This window comes from Shewanella electrodiphila (assembly GCF_023283985.1).
In the GTDB taxonomy this organism is placed as follows: Bacteria; Pseudomonadota; Gammaproteobacteria; order Enterobacterales; family Shewanellaceae; genus Shewanella; species Shewanella electrodiphila.
The window spans coordinates 12,614-28,794 of record NZ_JAKIKU010000004.1 but is presented as its reverse complement, the minus strand read 5'-3'; the positions used below and the strand labels follow the sequence as shown (position 1 = coordinate 28,794).

The window sequence follows — 16,181 nt, the reverse complement described above, 5'->3', positions numbered from 1 at the left end:
TAAATTGTTTGAGAAGTCACTTATGTCATTTGTATTAAAGAGAAGCCCCTTTCTAAAAACACCAGTTGCATGCGCAGTGATAGCGATTTGCTGCAGTGTGAACGTATATGCTGAGCAAACGGATATTGAATCTGAAGAAAAAAAGATTGAAAAAATTACCGTTGTTGGTGCGACGACTAACTCAGAAATTACCACGCAAGAACTCGATAACTATCAAGCAAACGATTTAGAAGACATCTTTCGTCATACTCCTTCCGTGACTGTGGGGGGATCATTAGGCATCGCACAAAAAATATTTGTTCGTGGTATGGAAGATTCGATGGTTAATGTCACCGTTGATGGCGCTCCGCAGACGAGTACTTTGTTTCATCATATTGGCCGTGTTGCCATAGAACCTGAACTTTTGCAGAGTGTTGAAGTGCAAGCAGGTGCGGGTGAAGCAACTTCTGGTATCGGCGCAGTTGGCGGAGCTATCCGTTTTAAAACCAAAAGTGCTGATGATTTACTGAGCAAAGATGAAAAGTTTGGCGGTATTGTCAAAGGCAGTTACTTCACTAACGATGGTCATAAAGAAAGTATTACTTTATACGGTAAAGTCGCAGATAAAGTCGGTGTACTTGCCTCATACGTGAACGTTGAACGTAATAATATGGATGACGGTAATGGTGATGAAATTCCTGGTACTGCTTCAGAGCAAACACTTGGTTTTGTTAAACTGAATGCAGAACTGACAGCCAACCAAGATCTCACTGTCAGTTACGAAAATCGCAAAGAAGAAGGGGAGTTTGGTAAACAAACTAACTGGGCCCCACTTGCAGACGACCCATTATTTGAATCTTGGGGAGAGCGTGAAACTATCGTCCTGAATCATACTTGGTATCGCAATAATTTCCTCAACCTTGAAACGACTATTTACAATACTGAGTCTTCATTTAAACGTGAACTATATACATGGGATGCGTCAATTGAGACCACAGGTTTTGATTTACGAAACACCAGTGATATTGGAGAACACTCAATTACCTATGGTGTAGAACACAAAGTGGATAAGGTACACGCACAATCTTATGAAGATTTTGGTGGTATTTTTGACGAAGAAGGCAATGTAACAGGCGTTTATTTACAAGACCATTGGCAAGTGACTGATAACTTATTACTGAGTTTTGGTGGTCGTTACGATGCTTACGAACTTGATCATAAAGGTATTGAGGCCAACTGGGTAAAAATTGATGACACTTGGGTTGTTGAAACCGATGCCAATGGCGATCCAGTTACGACAAGCTCTGAATTCTCAACCGAAAAACAAGATGGCTTTAGCGGTAATATTGGTTTTGAATACAGCTTTACGCCAGATTTAAAATTGTCAGCGGGTTATGCACAAGCATTGCGTGGCAGACAAGTTGCAGACGCTTTTACCGTTGGCGAATTAACCCCTAATCCCGATCTTTCGCCTGAAGAAGTCGATAACACTGAACTTGGACTCGTTTTCAATGACGGTACGTGGTTATTTGAAACATCAGTGTATCTGAGCGTTATTAATGATGTTGTCTTTGATAAGTTTAAAGGACGTGAAGGCGTTTTTTACGAGAACATTGGTGATTTAGAAACGAAAGGTGTCGAGCTTGTTGTTGGATATCAAGGTGACGACTTTGACATTATTGTCAGTTACAACCACAACAATGTTGAGTTAAATAACGCCACATTTGTTTGGCCTGACGCCAATGATGCCTCGGGCTACAGCACTGTAAATATAGATGGTGTTGATCTCGCCTCTTATGAATATGGCGGTTTGGGTAATGCCGTTGGTGATTCACTGAATGTAAACATCAATTATGAAATTAATGAGCAAATTCAGTTAGGTCTTAACTATAACCATGTTGCAAGTTTAAATGATATCGAAGTGTTCCATCGCTCTATGGAATTAGGGTGGGTAACAGAGTTAGAAACGGTTGATAAACCCGGATATGACTTGGTTGATGTCTACGTGACTTATACGCCAATAAATAGCTTAAAATTTAATTTATCGGTGCAAAACCTGTTTGATGAAACCTATCGAAGCCATGGCAGTGTCGCCGATTATGGCCATATTCCTGGTTATGAAGCGGTTGTGGGTATCAATGAGCCTGGGCAAGATATGCGCTTCAGTGTTTCATATCAATTCTAATCGTTAATCTAAGTAAGTGTTCATAAGACTCTGTTTTATGAACACTTTCAATATACTTCTATGAAATTTACTAAAAAACAAATCTTAGTATCCAACGTCACTTGTCGAGTGTTAATTGCATTAGTCGGTGGATACATATTATCAAGCTTAAGTGCGATACTCATCGCACTACTTTTACCTGGTGATAAAATAAACAGTATCATCACTGGGTTAATGCTGAGCTTTGTTATCTACACAGTGACCGTGATAGTTGTTTTTACGACCAAAACAACACTGCGTGCTGGTGCTATCGTTTTTTCCCTCTGTACTCTCATGTACTTTTTTTATCATTACCTCAATGGAATTACTGTCTAATGAAGTCAACATTTAGACAATCTATGGCCTGGCTACATACATGGGCAGGCTTTACTTTTGCTTGGTTATTATTCTTTATTTTTATAACTGGAAGTTTGGGTTATTTTGAAAACGAAATCGATCGTTGGATGAAGCCTGAAATCGTGGTGGTTAACGAAACTATTGATGATGTCGAAGTATTCAATTTAGCCAAACAACAACTCAACACGTTAGCGAGTCATGCGGATAAGTGGTATATCGCTTATCCGACAACACGGGATCCCTTTATCAAAATATCCTGGTTGGCGTTAGCCAATGCTGAATTAGGCATCTCAAAGCAATGGCACGAAGAATACCTTGACCCTTATACAGGTAATATTACTCCAACACGCGATACCAGTGGCGGTGAAACGCTATACCGTCTGCATTACAACTTGCACTATGTGCCAATTGTAGTGGGCTACCTTTTGACCAGCTTAGCAAGCTTATTTATGTTAATCGGCTTAGTCACAGGGGTCATTATTCATAAAAAGATTTTTATTGAATTTTTTACGTTTAGATCAGGAAAAGGACTACGCTCTTGGTTAGATATTCATAATGTTTTTAGTGTTTTGCCATTACCTTTTCATTTAATGATTACCTACAGCGGGCTTATTTTGTTGATGGGAATCTCTTTTTCACCGGTTATTGATGCAACTTATGGTGAAGGTAGAAAACTGCATCGACAGTTCTATGATGTGTCGCAGACTGAAAATAAACGCTTTGATACCACAAATATACCAGCGGTGGATTTGTCTTTAAGTACGGTATTGCTCGATGCAAAACAGCGATATAAAAATAACAACATAAGCTTTCTTGGTGTGATAGACCGAAGCCCCAATAACAACACTGAGCAGATGGGCTTTGAAGTATGGCTTGACGGAAGCGAGGGGATAGAATTTGCGACACTGATAACTTATCGAGTCGTAAATGGCCAAGTTCAGATAGAAGAGTCAATCGGAAAGAAGTATAGCGCAGGAAAAGTCTATGACGTGCTAGAGCATTTACATGAGGGGTTATTTGCTGGCCCTTATCTTCGCTGGCTGTATTTTATCTCCGGATTACTTGGCGCTGCAATGATCGCTTCTGGCATGATTATTTGGGTGAAAAAAAGACAAAAAAATTCGACTAGATTGATTAATCTAATCGATAGAGTAAATGCTGCTGTGATCATTGGTTTACCTATTGCTATTGCAGCTTATTTTTGGAGTAACCGATTACTACCATTAGAAATGGTTAACCGTGGAGCATGGGAGTTACACAGTTTATTTATTGTCTTCACTATGTGTATTTGCTTTTGTCTCGTGAGTCGGCCAGCTAAAGCATGGAAAAACATGTTATGGCTAGCTGCAGCTATATACGCATTTTTACCGATTGGAAATATGCTAACCACTGAACATAGCTTGCTTTCCAGTGCTCAAGAGGGGGATTGGTTAATGTTAGGCTTTGATGTCAGTGTGCTGGTATTTGCAAGCTGCTTTGCTGTTGCAGCTGCGTTATTCAAAAAAGAGCATATTGCACCAGAGCATACGAGTGAAATTAGCAAAAAACCACATCCGGAGCTCGGTACTTAAGATGGAAATATTAAGCCAAATATCATTACAACTACTTGGTTTTACCTTGTTAAGCCTTTCGCTTTCTCGTCATTATGATCAAGTGATAAATAGCGTAAAACGTCCATCTAAGCCAATAGTTTGGACGTTGAGATTGAGCGGCTACGGTATACTTTTACTGGCTATTATTCAGGGAATAAAGAGTTGGGGACTCGCATTAGGTTTGGTATATAGTTTTGCAACAGCTACTCTCGTAGCGACTCTGCTAGCGATGTTATTGACCTATAAACCGCACTATTTAACATTTATCTTTGTTAGATTAAAACCATAAAGAATATTTAGTCGAGTTCGCTCAATAAGGGGATAGTGAGTTATCCTCTTATTGAGTTTCAAAGGGAGTTAATTTAGCTCAGTTCTGTAAGCACTTGCTCTAGCACGTCTACCACTTTTGCTGTTTTAGCCACATCTAAAGCGTCAGGGTGAGGAGAGGCGAACTGTCCTCTATCATTATCAAAATATTGCCCTGTTGCCTCTGCAAACTCATCAGCTAACGCTGCGCGAGTTAATATATCTGCGCCAATCGATAAGTCGCCACCTGCAACGCCGTATGCTTGTTTGACCATTTTACTGCCAAGCATTGATGCTGGGTTAACTGCCACAATCATTGGGCCAGTTCCTTTAATCGCTAACCCTAAATGGCGTGACCACATCGTCAGTGCCAATTTACTTTGGGCATATACGGTTGAGTCAGACAATGGGCTTGGTTTAGCCATATCATTGGCAGAAAATGCTGCCTGTGCAGCAGAAGATAAGTTAACGATACGACTGCTTGAATCCATGATAGGCAGTAATAATTGGCTTAATAAATAGGGCGCATAAGTATTAACCGCATAACGTGAATCTAAGCCATCTAGGGTAATTAATGTGCTTGGGTTATAAACCCCTGCGTTATTAATTAGCACATCAAGGTGATTATGCTTGGCTTTGATTTGTTTAGCCAAAGCTCTTACCTCTTCCATGCTCGATAAGTCGGCAACATAAGACTCAATTTGTGATTCATCTGCCGCTGTTGCTAATAGATTAACAACGTCAGTCAGTTTATTTGGATTACGGCCATGTAATAACACCTTATGACCTTCAGCAATTAACATCTTTGCTGTTTCTAAACCAATGCCATCGGTAGAGCCGGTAACAAGAATCGTCTTTTGCATGATGAGTTCCTAGTGATTAATAAGTTACGGGACTGCCTTTAAGGTTTCATTTTTAAGACTTTAAGACTTTAAGACTTTAAGGCTTAAAAATTGATGTTTTATAAACCTATCGCCCGCACATTCAATATATTAATGTTAGCAGGTATAAAGCGATTGATAAGCGAGAGTTCAGTAGAATTAGTTTATAGGTTTTGTTAATAATAGAGAGCGTGAGTAAGCTTTTATTAATCACTGTAGACTAGATGTTGGCCGCATTTTTGATTGCAAATATCATGTTAAAGTTTATGCTAATTCTTTTCGAAAGCTGTGCTGATACTTATGACCGTTTCAAAAAATTCCAATGCCATTTCTATCGTAGTTGTCTTAATTTTACTGATTGCTGTAATCACAGCGGTGATAATGATTAATCAGTCTAATCAACATAAGGGGCCTGCAGTATGGAGCTCGTTTGTGTATAAAAATGGCTATACTTCAGCTGCCTACGAAATGGACACCGACTTCACCGATTATCAGTCCTGCAAAGTTCACGCTCAAACGGTATCAGCTAAATATGATAATGCGCCGTGGCAATGTGGTTCTCAGTGTCGATTTGACTCAATGCGCCAAGGCTTTGAGTGTGAGTCCATGATGAATGACTAGGGCGTGCCAGCGCATTTATTTGGCCGGAAACAATCTGTGTGATGGCGCGTTAGCTGAAACTTGAAATACTTGTTTCTGCTTATTCTCTTGCCGAGTGACACTCATATCAATCACTTGTTCACTGAAACTTTTACCAAATAATTGATTCTCAAATATGAGGGGATCTTGACTGTTGCTGAGTTTGAACCTGCCCATAACGATGATTTGATCTGATGGCTGTTTAGGAGATCCATGTGAAGCCAATGAAATGATCAACCCTTGCAGAGGCAATGGTCCGGTAGCATCGCTTAAACTTACCCGTTGTAGAATGATGCGGCTTATTTGTTGTCGATGCTGTTGTAATTCATCAGATGATAGTTTTCCGTCATTATTTTGATCAATGCTCAGGTTCGACATTGATATATTGCCGATTTTTTTATCAGCATCATCAGAGCCATCAGCAGCATCAGCATCAGAGCCATCAGCAGCATCAGAGTCATCAAGTTCAATCAGACTATTATCAAGAAAATGAAACGCCGACACCGGCAGTGATAGCACCATAAAGGCACCATCATCGACTAAGTTAATTGTGCCATGTTGGGCCACCATCATATGTGCCTGAACAGATGAGAATGTTAATCCACTCAAGATGATACAAGTAGTGATCCCTGCAGCGAGTTTCTTTATTAATTTCATGTACTCATACTCTTAATCGGTTTTATGCTTGATGGCTCCATTGACTTCATCATGATGCCAATAGTTAGACAGTTATTTACAGTTCGCCTTTTACACAACGTTGAAAGTAGGGGTAGCTGTCAGTGGCATAGTAATGATAAATGCCATCAGGAAACTCAGGAGTGACCCCAACACGACCATTACACTCATCCAAATCACCTGAACCTGCTACGTACTCCCAATCTTGCGCGAATGTACCCAATGGATATATGTCGGTTGATGGTCTGCTACTGCTGGCGTTGGTCACTAATTGATAACTGCCTGTAATGGTTTTAATGGAAGAACTGGCATCGTCTGCGATGCTATAGCCGTAACGAGCATAAATAGGAAAGCCATCTGCTGCCCAGCCGATAATGGTCATTTTATCGCTGCTACCACCTTGTAAAGTGACGAAGCCTTCTGGCATGCCATGGTAATGGTACTCACCGCCAGGTTGAACATGGGCGTTATTGTCATCGGTGCCAAAGTTGAAACTTGATTGGCCCAATGCTTCAATATTCCAGTTGCCGTCATTGCCAACTAAACTGCAATCATCACCAGAGTCATCACAAGTGCCTGCGGTGCTCGCATCAATTTTTACCCCATTAAGTACATAGCCTAAAACACCTCTGGGGCCACCAAGGGTTGTAGCAGTGTTACTTTCTTCAGGGGTTAAGGTGTAACTGGAAGAAACATCTTGCTCATAAATGCTGTTTGGATTATTTGCATTAGGAAATAATCCCACTTCATGATCAGGGATCCCATTAGCATCAAGCAAGCGTTCACCTTCCTCGCAAGTCCACTCGGCATTACTGGTGTTATAAACCGATTCAGATTCGTTATAGGTGCTATTTACATAATCACACAGCACACCATCTGTTGAACCTGTTGAAGGCGTTTCATTATCAGAGTCGTCTCCAGAATCATCACCAGAGTCATTATCAGAATCATCACCTGAATCATCAGTAGAGTCGTCTGGAGTGGTGATAACTTCATCAGCATCTTCAACAGCAGTATCATCATCGCTACTGCCACAAGCCAGTAATGTGCTTGTGATGAGTACAAATAAGGCTGACTTTATTAGGCTAATTGAGTGTTGCTTGGTCGGGGCAAAGAGTTTCATGGCAAGGGCTTCCACTTGTTATAAAAAGCAATTTATAAATAGGCAGTTATCAAGAGCTGTTTACAAGCCTCTAGGTACAGAGGTCTACTTGTTAAGCGCTTGCTTAATTGAGTTTGGTTTATCCTAGCGTTAAAAAGTGCAGAAACGGTGCAGGAAATGAGGAGAAACAGCGTGATTGTTACTTAATTGTTGCGACAGGTTTTGGGGGAACTGTCGCAACAGGCTATTTAGAAAAATTTAAATGATGTCTATTTAAAAGCGAGCATTGATGTCAATTCCTAGCAATAAGCTGTCTGAGAACTCATCATTAAATTGCTTTGCAATGCTAAATTTAGCAGAAAAGTGTTGAGACACTTGCCACCAGTAAGCGGTGTTAACCCCATAATGATTAAAGCTATCGGAATAGTGGTTTACGGAGTCATCAGGAAGCAAGCTGTTTTTAGTTACATAAGTCCCACCGACATCTTGCCAAGCGTAATTTGCCCCTATTGACCATGCATTATTAATGTAAAAATCAGCAGCAAGGTATAGGTGATGCATTGTTTGCTCATTGGTATTGGTAAAAGCTCGTTGAGGATCGTTATCATTAGCTACCAATTGGCTGAAATTACTGTTGTTACTATCACGATATTGCCAACTCGCAAATAAATTAATCCCACTGAAAGACTCCATCGGAATATAACTTTGTAGATTAACACCAAAGATGTCAGCTTGATTATCAAAGTTGGCATTCATCACCCAATCTTGGCTGTCAGCATTTGGGTTTTGGTAATTATCAGAGCCACTTTGGTTTTGATAGAAAACCGAGACGGATGATGTGTCATTAAAATAATAGCCAAGATTAATGCCGTAAAGTGATTCATCATAAGGATAAAACCAGCCATCAGAATCATCATTGATTTGCTGGTAATTAGCACCGATAAACCATTTTGAAGCAAATACATAGGTACCATCAATTTGATAGTTTGTCGTTTCGGATAAATCTGACTTTATATAATTCACCCCAATATTGGATGATTGTGCCAAAAAGGTATTCAGCGCCAAAGGTCCTTTATCAGTATCTACTGCATTTAAGTAATAGCGGTAACCAGCCAATACTGAAGTATTGTCGCTGTTGTCATTATCGTCGATATACGCAGCGCTGATATCGTGATGAAAACCATTAGATGCTGAGTTTTGCTGATTATCAGCTTGCGCAGTAAAAGCCAATAAACTGATTGATATTGCCGTTGCTAACTTTGTTGCTAACTTTGTTGCTAACTTTGGTGCGTGAGTCTTGAGCCTGTTCATAGCGACGTCCTTGTTATTTTAAGTGAAAAATATTCTTTTAGTTGTTGATTACAACTACTTAACACTTGTAGCGTTGTGTATCAGTAAAGTCCTTATTTATCAATGTCTTGTATTGTTATGTTGCGTGATAGGTATTATTAAGTAAAGATTTATTTGTTTATCAAAAAAAGTCGATTTATTGCATTTGAATTTGAGTTAACTAATCTGAGGTTACGTTAGTTATTAATAAGCCGTTATAATTGAATAATAATGAGCTTATAAAAATGTCGATATGCAATTAAAACCCCTTGCTAAAGGAAGATTTCGAGATCAATGGTTACAGCATCATGACTCTATCGAGAAAATCATGAGGCAATGCATTACTGAAACTAAAATTGTCGAATTTCATCATAAGTTGATGGCACAGGGTCAACAGGTAAATGAGCTGATTTATGTTTCGTCTGGACGGATATCGATGGGATATACAGCGCGTAATGGGCGCAGTTTTCAATTAGGTACCATGACTTGTGATTCGCAAATATTTGGAGAAATGGAATTTTTTACTCAGTATTTATGTCAACTAGATATTATTGCTGAAGAACCATTATCTATCTCGATTATTAATGGTGATAAGTTACAGGAGGCGCTCGTTAAAACTCCGCAGTTTGCGCTTTTTTTTGCTAGTGCTATCGCCATTGATTATCAAGATACAGTGGATATCCTGACTCGTAGAATGCTTTATCCTATTGCATACAATATTGCCTATGACTTGTATCATCAGTACTTAAATGATCAGCCAGTTGAAGGTTTCAATAAGTGTTATTTAGAAGCTGAACGTTTTGCGACAACCGATAGAGTGTATCGTAGGGCAGTCAAAAAATTGGAAGATTTAGCGCTGATTAAGCGAGAAAAAGAAGGCATTATTATTCAAGATTTAACCGGTTTAATTCGCTTTATAGAGTCATAATTTTGTGAGAAAAGCCCTTTATTAACTTTAATAAAGGGCTTTTTATGAGCGGCTGATAATACCAATGGGTTATTATGCAGTCGCTTGAGACGTAAGTGACACTTGTTGGCGATTTGAAACAAGCAGCAAAGTAATGATCATTGCGTATATAACAGGAATGGCATACATCACTATTTGAAGACCAATAATACTTTCAAACATAGAACTAATAGCAGGGCTGAACATTGCGCCTGCGCTACCACTGATTAAGATATAAGAAACATTTTTACTGCTGGCATGTTTCACAAATGAGACACCGTATGCAATAAAGGCATTATAAAGTGCGGCACAAGCAAAGCCATAACCGTATGTTAAATATCCAATCCATTCTAGATTTGTTGTAGTCACAATTAAGCTAGTGATAACCAAAGCCAGTGAAATCATTCCCATAATGAAGTGTTTGATCTTCACTCTCGATACTATCGCTGTTGACACTAATGCGCCCACTAATGCAGCTGACCAATATTGAGTAATGATGTTACCTGCATCTTCAAATGGGATTGAAAACTTTTGCGACACGAACATTGGAGCCCAAGTTAAGAAGGTATAAAGACTCAACATGCCAAGGAATAAACCTAAACCGCCACTGATAATTCCTAGGTTCCATTCTGACTTTTCTTCAGCAGCTTCAGTTGTATTGCTTTCGCATAAATCAAAATTAGTCAGCAATGCAATTGCGGCAGTAGCCAAGGCAACTATGCCTACCGCTAAGTAGCTATAGCTCCAAGATAATGAATTAGTTAATGCATATGTTGTGATAAGCGGGAAAATAACGCCTGCCACGTTAAAGGTTGCATCTTGTACCACTAACATTGTGCTTTGGATTTTATCTTTCCACACTGATACAACAATGGTCCCTGCGATACAAAGACCAATACCACCACATAAACCGATGACTGTCATTGCTACCATCACTACACTTAATGAGCCTGTGAAATGTAATGCTGCAGCACTTAAAGCGATGGCAATATAGCTGATAAGGGTCATGCGTTTAACCCCAATCTTTTCAATTAAAAAGAACGCTGCAATAGTCCCTGCTAAAGCGCCACCATTTAATAAAGAAAAGATTGATGCAACTTCATTAACGTTGGCGGAGAATTTGGTCGCAATTGGTTCGATTAACATACCGAACTGAGTGGCAAAACCTGCCATAACAAAGTTGGCAAGGAAGCTGAGCAAAGTTAAGGATATTTTATTTTTCATTGTGAAGCCCTTTATGCTGTCTCTATTTTATAGTGCTTGCTTATTGATTTGCTGTTTCTAATGCCAGCTCAATCATTTGGTTGAATGTCAGTTGACGCGCTTCAGCAGTGGTTTCTTCGCCTGTTAGGCAGTGATCTGAAACAGTTAGAATAGCTAATGATTCAATACCATGTTGATGGGCAAGACCATAAAGGCCTGCGACTTCCATATCGATACCTAACACACCAAAGCGTTCTAGTGCAGGGATCATGTCTGCGTCTGGGTCGTAGTAAAGGTCTCCAGTAAAAATATTGCCTACTTTGGCATTAATCTGTTTTTCTTGGGCAATATTGTAGGCTTTGTTTAAGAGTGAGAATGTGGCTGATGTCGCCATTTGATAACCACTGCTGCGTTTGGTGTTGGTTGGTGAATCTGTGCCTGCTGCTTGCGCCAAAATGACATCATTAATTTTTACGTCATGTTGAGTGGCGCCTAAACTGCCGACACGAATAATACGTTTAACACCAAAGTCGTTTACGAGTTCATGAGCATAAAGCACCATAGAAGGAATGCCCATACCATGACCCATGACTGAAATACGCTGGCCTTTATAATAACCAGTATATCCGAGCATGTTGCGAATATTGGTTACTTCTACGGCGTCATCAAGAAATGTTTCTGCGATATATTTAGCGCGTAGTGGATCGCCTGGCATGATAATTGTTTCGGCGAAGTCACCTTTTTTACCATTAATGTGAGCTGTCATATAGAGTCCTCAGGTTTGATTCACTCGATAATAGTTGTCGCTTCAGGATGCTGTTAGGACATAAGTCCGCATCGTTTTAAAAAACAACAAAAAATGACTAGGGATCACAGTACTGTTACTTAAATGAATATCTAAGATTTTGATGGACAGTCTAAAATAAGTTGTTTGGTGAATATTTCGATTAGAAAATAGCGTATCATGCGCGTTTTTATTTTGATGATCTTGTTATGCGCCATTTAAAAACCAGCCACCACCCCGACACACCTAGTCAGTTTGTAGCTCAACAGCAAGACTCAATGTTAACTCGCCGAGCTGCGAGGGCAATTGTACTGCAAGGTAATACTATTTTAATGCTCTATACCGAGCGTTATCATGATTACACTTTACCTGGTGGCGGGGTTGATGATCATGAAGAGGTTGAGCAAGGTTTAGTACGAGAACTACAAGAAGAAACTGGCGCTAAATCAATTCGTAATATTAAAGAGTTTGGCTTGTATGAGGAATATCGCCCTTGGAGTCGCGATGGCATGACATTGATTCATATGTTGTCATATTGCTATACCTGCGAGATAGATAGTGAATTGGGTGAAACCCAGTTTGAGTCCCATGAGATTAACAATGGTATGAAACCCGTGTGGATGGATATTGATGAAGCTATCCAACATAATCTCGATACCATGGCGAACAGTGACAAAAAAGGCTTATCCATTGAGCGTGAAACTTTTTTACTCAAATTAATTAAACAAGAATTGCTCTAATAAGCTGTAGAGCAGACGACAAAAAATAAGATCTTGATAACAAAACTGTGTAAAAGTTAATAAATGTACTTATCAGTGCTATTTATGTTGTAGTGGCGGGTTCATGGTTGGAGTATTATCGGCCTTCCTTTAACTATTTCATATTTTTCCAATAGATAAATATGATGCTGTCAGTGAATATTTGTTATGAAATACCCCATTCAACGCGGTTTTACTTTAATTGAACTTGTGGTTGTTATTATTATTTTAGGTGTACTTGCGGTGGTTGCAGCCCCTAAATTTATTGATATTAAATCCGATGCCGTTAAGGCGAATTTAAGCAGCTTACAAGGCAGTATTCAATCAGCTAATTCGTTAGTTTATTCAAAAGCGGTTATTGGCTCTCAAGAGACACTTGATCCCGGTGAGATTGATCATAACGGCATCAAAATATCGACTACCCTAGGTTATATCACAGCAACTAACGTTAACTTACCTAAAGCTATAGAAGGCTCGTTCGCTCAGATGGCAGGAGCAACTGATGAATTTAGTGAAGATTGGGGGATTTACAATATTCCAAACTCTGGCGTGTATATATTTCCTCAAGGTTATGACATAAGCAGTAATTGCTCATTACGCTATTTGGTTGATGGTAACAATTCAGAGCCCGCTTTCTATCAAATAACTGATACTGGTTGCTAAATTTGCCTAAGTTTTAAAAAGCCTGAAATGCTTATTTCAGGCTTTTTTTTGGATAGTCATTTTTATTTAGGCTTTATTGGCAGGATAAAAGTAAAACGGTAATCAATTATTTAGTAAATAATATATGAGTCAATGCTAAAAATACCTATTTTGAGGTATGCTAATTTAGTATAAGTTAATGATCTGGCTCACAAATATTGATGCGTAATTGTAGCTCTTTTGTAACATTGTTCTAGATCAATTATTTCATTTCATTTCACCTTTATAACATCACTCGAGATGATGAAATAAAAGGATTACAATAAATGAAATTAAGTACCCTCACATTAGCCGTTCTTGCCAGTTTAGCGACTTCTACGGCCTATGCTGAAACTGAAACTGTTGACCCATTGAAAAAAGCTTTTATCGATGACTCGTCAGTGAATGTGCAATTTAGATTGCGCTATGAAGATGTCGATGTTGCCAATGTGGATCAACAAAACCAAACCACATTACGCACACGTTTAACTTATCAAACAGGTGATATATATAATTTATTTGCAGTAGCGGAAGTTGATGATGTTCGCTCTACGGATAATGAACCACTGATCGGTGATTATAAATATACCCAAATCAACCAAGGTTTTATTGGGTATAAAGGCCCTGCTGAGACGTTAGCTAAATTAGGTCGCCAACGCATTTTATTAGATAACCAGCGTTTTGTTGGCGGTGTGGGCTTCCGTCAAAATGAACAAACTTATGATGCGGTTTCGATTAAAAACACCGCCATTGAAAACTTGACGGCTTACTATGCGTATGTCGCTAATGTAAATCGTATTTTCCCTGAAGGTTCAGGTAAAGAAGAACATGAAAACGAAACCAGCTTAATCAATATCAATTATAAAGGTTTAGAGTTCGTTAATTTAACCGGTTATGGTTACTTGATTGATAATACTGATGTTGCTGCCTTTTCTACTGATACCTTTGGTATTCGAGCTGCGGGTAATATCAAATTAGATGCGCTGAAAGTCAGTTATGAAGCTGAATATGCGCAGCAGTCTGAAGGGGGTGATAACCCTGTAAGTTACAGCGCGGATTACTACAAGTTAGGTGCGGGTATCGATTTTGACGCCTTTGGCGCAAAAGTGGGTTATGAAGTATTAGGTTCTGATAGTGGTAAAGCTGGCTTTATTACACCATTAGCAACACTTCATGCCTTTAACGGTTGGACTGACAAATTCTTGTTTGGCGGAAAAGGTAACTGGGATAACGGTTTAGTCGATACCCATGTGATCTTAACGGGTAAAGTTGCCGGTCTTAAATTACTAGCCAAATATCACCAGTTTGAATCAGATTATGGCGATATTGATATGGGAACAGAGTGGGGCGTTGCTGCTACTTACCCATTTGCTAAGCATTACAGCTTAGGTGTGAAATATGCCAGCTTCAGCGGTGCAGATGAAGGCTATGACTTTTCAAATGATACCGATAAATTATGGTTAACATTCCAAGCTAACTATTAATGCTAAGCGGATGAAACATCTTGCAGTCACTACTTTGGGTGTGTAGTGACTGTTGTAACTCCCCCCCCCACCTAGTTTGCAGGAATCTAATTGATTCCTGCTTTTTTATGTCTAAGTCTTAAACAACTTTGGCGTGAAATACTTCAGTTGGCTGAACGAGTTCAGCTTGAGCTGCAATGGTTTGTAGCTCCCACTCTTGCCTTTTATGGGTTTCTTTTAATACCCCATAACAAGCGTTAGTGGCATGTTCAAATGCTGTTACTGCGCTCATGTCTTGTAATAGCCCCCCAGTAAACAACGCTGATATTAAATCCCCCACACCAACAGGCTGGCGGTTAAATTCAAGCTGTGGTCGCTGGGAAATATACATGCCATCTGCAGTGGCTAACATCATGGTAAAGGTGTCATCAGCAATAGAGTGCAGGTGCTTTACTAATACGATTTTAGGTCCTAGAGTCAGTGCTTTTTCGCAGGCGAGTTTTGCTTGTTCTAGGTTATTGATTTCCATGCCTGTAAATTGAGTTAATTCAAATTGGTTAGGCACAATGACATCTGCGATAGGCATGACATCATTGATTAATTGCTCAGTGATCCCGTCTGCCAGAATGCAGCCTTTTTCAGGATCGCCCATCACAGGATCGCACACATAAATCGCAGCAGGGTTTTGTTGTTTTACACTGTTAACGGTATGGATAATTGCTTGGCATTGTTCTGCACTGCCTTGATAACCTGAAAGTATCGCTTGGCAATCCGACAGTTTACCTATGTTGTCGATACCTGCCACAAGTTGGTTGATGTCGTCAGCAGAAAATGCACGACCTTTCCAACCTTGTTTATATTGGGTGTGATTTGAAAATTGTACCGTATGAATAGGCCACACTTCCATGCCCATGCGCTGCAGAGGGAACACGGCAGAACTGTTACCTGCATGCCCAAATACCACGTGAGATTGAATTGAAATAATACCTTTCATGCAATGACCTATTATAAGTAAAGTTGTGATGAACAATGCGAGCACAATACTGGAAGAATGCCATGTTCTGACAATGATGCTGCTGGTTAACGTTAGCTTATAAAGGCTTACGCGATTGATTTCAATATGGCTAATGATAGTCTGTGATCTTGAATAGTCATAATCCTTGTTGATGGATGAAATCCACCAGTAAGGCTTTCTTATTCACAAGGTTTTATGAAGATTCTTAGAAAAGCTATTCGAGCATACAAACACGCCAATCTAATGATTGGCGTTAGTATTTATAATA

General features: G+C 39.5%; 16 protein-coding genes. 9 read left to right on the top strand and 7 right to left on the bottom strand.

Annotated features, from left to right (window positions below):
* The first annotated feature begins 22 nt into the window (after positions 1-22).
* Genes L2737_RS08335 through L2737_RS08320 form a run of 4 tightly spaced genes read left to right on the top strand, consistent with a single transcriptional unit; the run spans position 23 to position 4,420 of the window.
* A complete protein-coding gene (locus L2737_RS08335; protein ID WP_248955426.1) occupies positions 23-2,164 on the top strand; it encodes a TonB-dependent receptor in 2,142 nt (713 codons plus the stop codon).
* A 60-nt stretch (positions 2,165-2,224) separates the two neighbouring features.
* Positions 2,225-2,518 (top strand): hypothetical protein, encoded by a 294-nt coding sequence (locus L2737_RS08330; RefSeq protein WP_248955425.1) that lies wholly within the window; start codon positions 2,225-2,227, stop codon positions 2,516-2,518.
* Positions 2,518-4,110 (top strand): PepSY-associated TM helix domain-containing protein, encoded by a 1,593-nt coding sequence (locus tag L2737_RS08325; RefSeq protein WP_248955424.1) that lies wholly within the window; start codon positions 2,518-2,520, stop codon positions 4,108-4,110. The genes L2737_RS08330 and L2737_RS08325 overlap by 1 nt, the downstream gene beginning before the upstream one ends.
* 1 nt (position 4,111) lies before the next feature.
* A complete protein-coding gene (locus L2737_RS08320) occupies positions 4,112-4,420 on the top strand; it encodes a DUF3325 domain-containing protein (RefSeq protein WP_248955423.1) in 309 nt (102 codons plus the stop codon).
* Between the two features lie 73 nt (positions 4,421-4,493).
* Here L2737_RS08320 and L2737_RS08315 read toward each other — a convergent pair whose 3' ends face one another.
* Entirely contained in the window at positions 4,494-5,300 is an 807-nt protein-coding gene (locus L2737_RS08315) for an SDR family NAD(P)-dependent oxidoreductase (RefSeq protein WP_102529430.1), read from the bottom strand.
* Between the two features lie 318 nt (positions 5,301-5,618).
* Here L2737_RS08315 and L2737_RS08310 point away from each other — a divergent pair, with 318 nt between their 5' ends.
* Positions 5,619-5,939, top strand: a complete 321-nt coding sequence (locus L2737_RS08310; protein ID WP_102529431.1) for a hypothetical protein — start codon at positions 5,619-5,621, stop codon at positions 5,937-5,939.
* Between the two features lie 15 nt (positions 5,940-5,954).
* Here L2737_RS08310 and L2737_RS08305 read toward each other — a convergent pair whose 3' ends face one another.
* The 3 genes from L2737_RS08305 to L2737_RS08295 form a co-directional block, all read right to left on the bottom strand.
* Positions 5,955-6,614: a hypothetical protein gene (locus tag L2737_RS08305; protein ID WP_248955422.1), complete on the bottom strand. Its 660-nt coding sequence runs from the start codon at positions 6,612-6,614 to the stop codon at positions 5,955-5,957.
* Positions 6,615-6,690: 76 nt separating this feature from the next.
* Positions 6,691-7,755 carry a YHYH protein gene (locus L2737_RS08300; RefSeq protein ID WP_248955421.1) on the bottom strand — a complete coding sequence of 355 codons (1,065 nt, stop codon included), beginning with the start codon at positions 7,753-7,755 and terminating at the stop codon, positions 6,691-6,693.
* Positions 7,756-8,007: 252 nt separating this feature from the next.
* Positions 8,008-9,045 (bottom strand): putative porin, encoded by a 1,038-nt coding sequence (locus L2737_RS08295; RefSeq protein ID WP_248955420.1) that lies wholly within the window; start codon positions 9,043-9,045, stop codon positions 8,008-8,010.
* A 271-nt stretch (positions 9,046-9,316) separates the two neighbouring features.
* On the opposite strand from L2737_RS08295, the gene L2737_RS08290 reads away from it, so the two are divergent.
* Complete coding sequence (locus L2737_RS08290) at positions 9,317-9,991, top strand: Crp/Fnr family transcriptional regulator (RefSeq protein ID WP_248955419.1); 675 nt, start codon at positions 9,317-9,319, stop codon at positions 9,989-9,991.
* A gap of 72 nt (positions 9,992-10,063) precedes the next feature.
* Here the strand turns inward: L2737_RS08290 and tsgA are convergent, their stop codons facing one another.
* Complete coding sequence (gene tsgA, locus L2737_RS08285) at positions 10,064-11,233, bottom strand: MFS transporter TsgA (protein ID WP_248955418.1); 1,170 nt, start codon at positions 11,231-11,233, stop codon at positions 10,064-10,066.
* A gap of 40 nt (positions 11,234-11,273) precedes the next feature.
* The gene (gene deoD, locus L2737_RS08280) at positions 11,274-11,978 is read right to left on the bottom strand and encodes a purine-nucleoside phosphorylase (protein WP_248955417.1); all 705 of its coding nucleotides are present in this window, start codon (positions 11,976-11,978) and stop codon (positions 11,274-11,276) included.
* A gap of 227 nt (positions 11,979-12,205) precedes the next feature.
* Between deoD and L2737_RS08275 the strand changes: the two genes are divergently transcribed.
* The 3 genes from L2737_RS08275 (at position 12,206) to L2737_RS08265 (ending at position 14,919) form a co-directional block, all read left to right on the top strand.
* The gene (locus L2737_RS08275; protein ID WP_248955416.1) at positions 12,206-12,736 is read left to right on the top strand and encodes an NUDIX hydrolase; all 531 of its coding nucleotides are present in this window, start codon (positions 12,206-12,208) and stop codon (positions 12,734-12,736) included.
* Positions 12,737-12,922: 186 nt separating this feature from the next.
* A complete protein-coding gene (locus L2737_RS22320) occupies positions 12,923-13,417 on the top strand; it encodes a pilus assembly FimT family protein (RefSeq protein ID WP_283108303.1) in 495 nt (164 codons plus the stop codon).
* 305 nt (positions 13,418-13,722) lie between these two features.
* Positions 13,723-14,919, top strand: coding sequence for an alginate export family protein (locus L2737_RS08265; protein ID WP_102529436.1), 1,197 nt, complete (start codon positions 13,723-13,725; stop codon positions 14,917-14,919).
* A 118-nt stretch (positions 14,920-15,037) separates the two neighbouring features.
* Here L2737_RS08265 and pdxY read toward each other — a convergent pair whose 3' ends face one another.
* Complete coding sequence (gene pdxY, locus L2737_RS08260; protein WP_248955415.1) at positions 15,038-15,892, bottom strand: pyridoxal kinase PdxY; 855 nt, start codon at positions 15,890-15,892, stop codon at positions 15,038-15,040.
* Positions 15,893-16,181: the final 289 nt, after the last annotated feature.

Coding starts and splice junctions, on each gene's coding strand:
- pdxY (WP_248955415.1), bottom strand. CDS start 15,892: ATGAAAGGTATTATTTCAATTCAATCTCACGTGGTATTTGGGCATGCA.
- L2737_RS08265 (WP_102529436.1), top strand. CDS start 13,723: ATGAAATTAAGTACCCTCACATTAGCCGTTCTTGCCAGTTTAGCGACT.
- tsgA (WP_248955418.1), bottom strand. CDS start 11,233: ATGAAAAATAAAATATCCTTAACTTTGCTCAGCTTCCTTGCCAACTTT.
- L2737_RS08275 (WP_248955416.1), top strand. CDS start 12,206: ATGCGCCATTTAAAAACCAGCCACCACCCCGACACACCTAGTCAGTTT.
- L2737_RS22320 (WP_283108303.1), top strand. CDS start 12,923: ATGAAATACCCCATTCAACGCGGTTTTACTTTAATTGAACTTGTGGTT.
- L2737_RS08335 (WP_248955426.1), top strand. CDS start 23: ATGTCATTTGTATTAAAGAGAAGCCCCTTTCTAAAAACACCAGTTGCA.
- L2737_RS08300 (WP_248955421.1), bottom strand. CDS start 7,755: ATGAAACTCTTTGCCCCGACCAAGCAACACTCAATTAGCCTAATAAAG.
- L2737_RS08325 (WP_248955424.1), top strand. CDS start 2,518: ATGAAGTCAACATTTAGACAATCTATGGCCTGGCTACATACATGGGCA.
- L2737_RS08320 (WP_248955423.1), top strand. CDS start 4,112: ATGGAAATATTAAGCCAAATATCATTACAACTACTTGGTTTTACCTTG.
- L2737_RS08310 (WP_102529431.1), top strand. CDS start 5,619: ATGACCGTTTCAAAAAATTCCAATGCCATTTCTATCGTAGTTGTCTTA.
- L2737_RS08305 (WP_248955422.1), bottom strand. CDS start 6,614: ATGAAATTAATAAAGAAACTCGCTGCAGGGATCACTACTTGTATCATC.
- deoD (WP_248955417.1), bottom strand. CDS start 11,978: ATGACAGCTCACATTAATGGTAAAAAAGGTGACTTCGCCGAAACAATT.
- L2737_RS08295 (WP_248955420.1), bottom strand. CDS start 9,045: ATGAACAGGCTCAAGACTCACGCACCAAAGTTAGCAACAAAGTTAGCA.
- L2737_RS08330 (WP_248955425.1), top strand. CDS start 2,225: ATGAAATTTACTAAAAAACAAATCTTAGTATCCAACGTCACTTGTCGA.
- L2737_RS08290 (WP_248955419.1), top strand. CDS start 9,317: ATGCAATTAAAACCCCTTGCTAAAGGAAGATTTCGAGATCAATGGTTA.
- L2737_RS08315 (WP_102529430.1), bottom strand. CDS start 5,300: ATGCAAAAGACGATTCTTGTTACCGGCTCTACCGATGGCATTGGTTTA.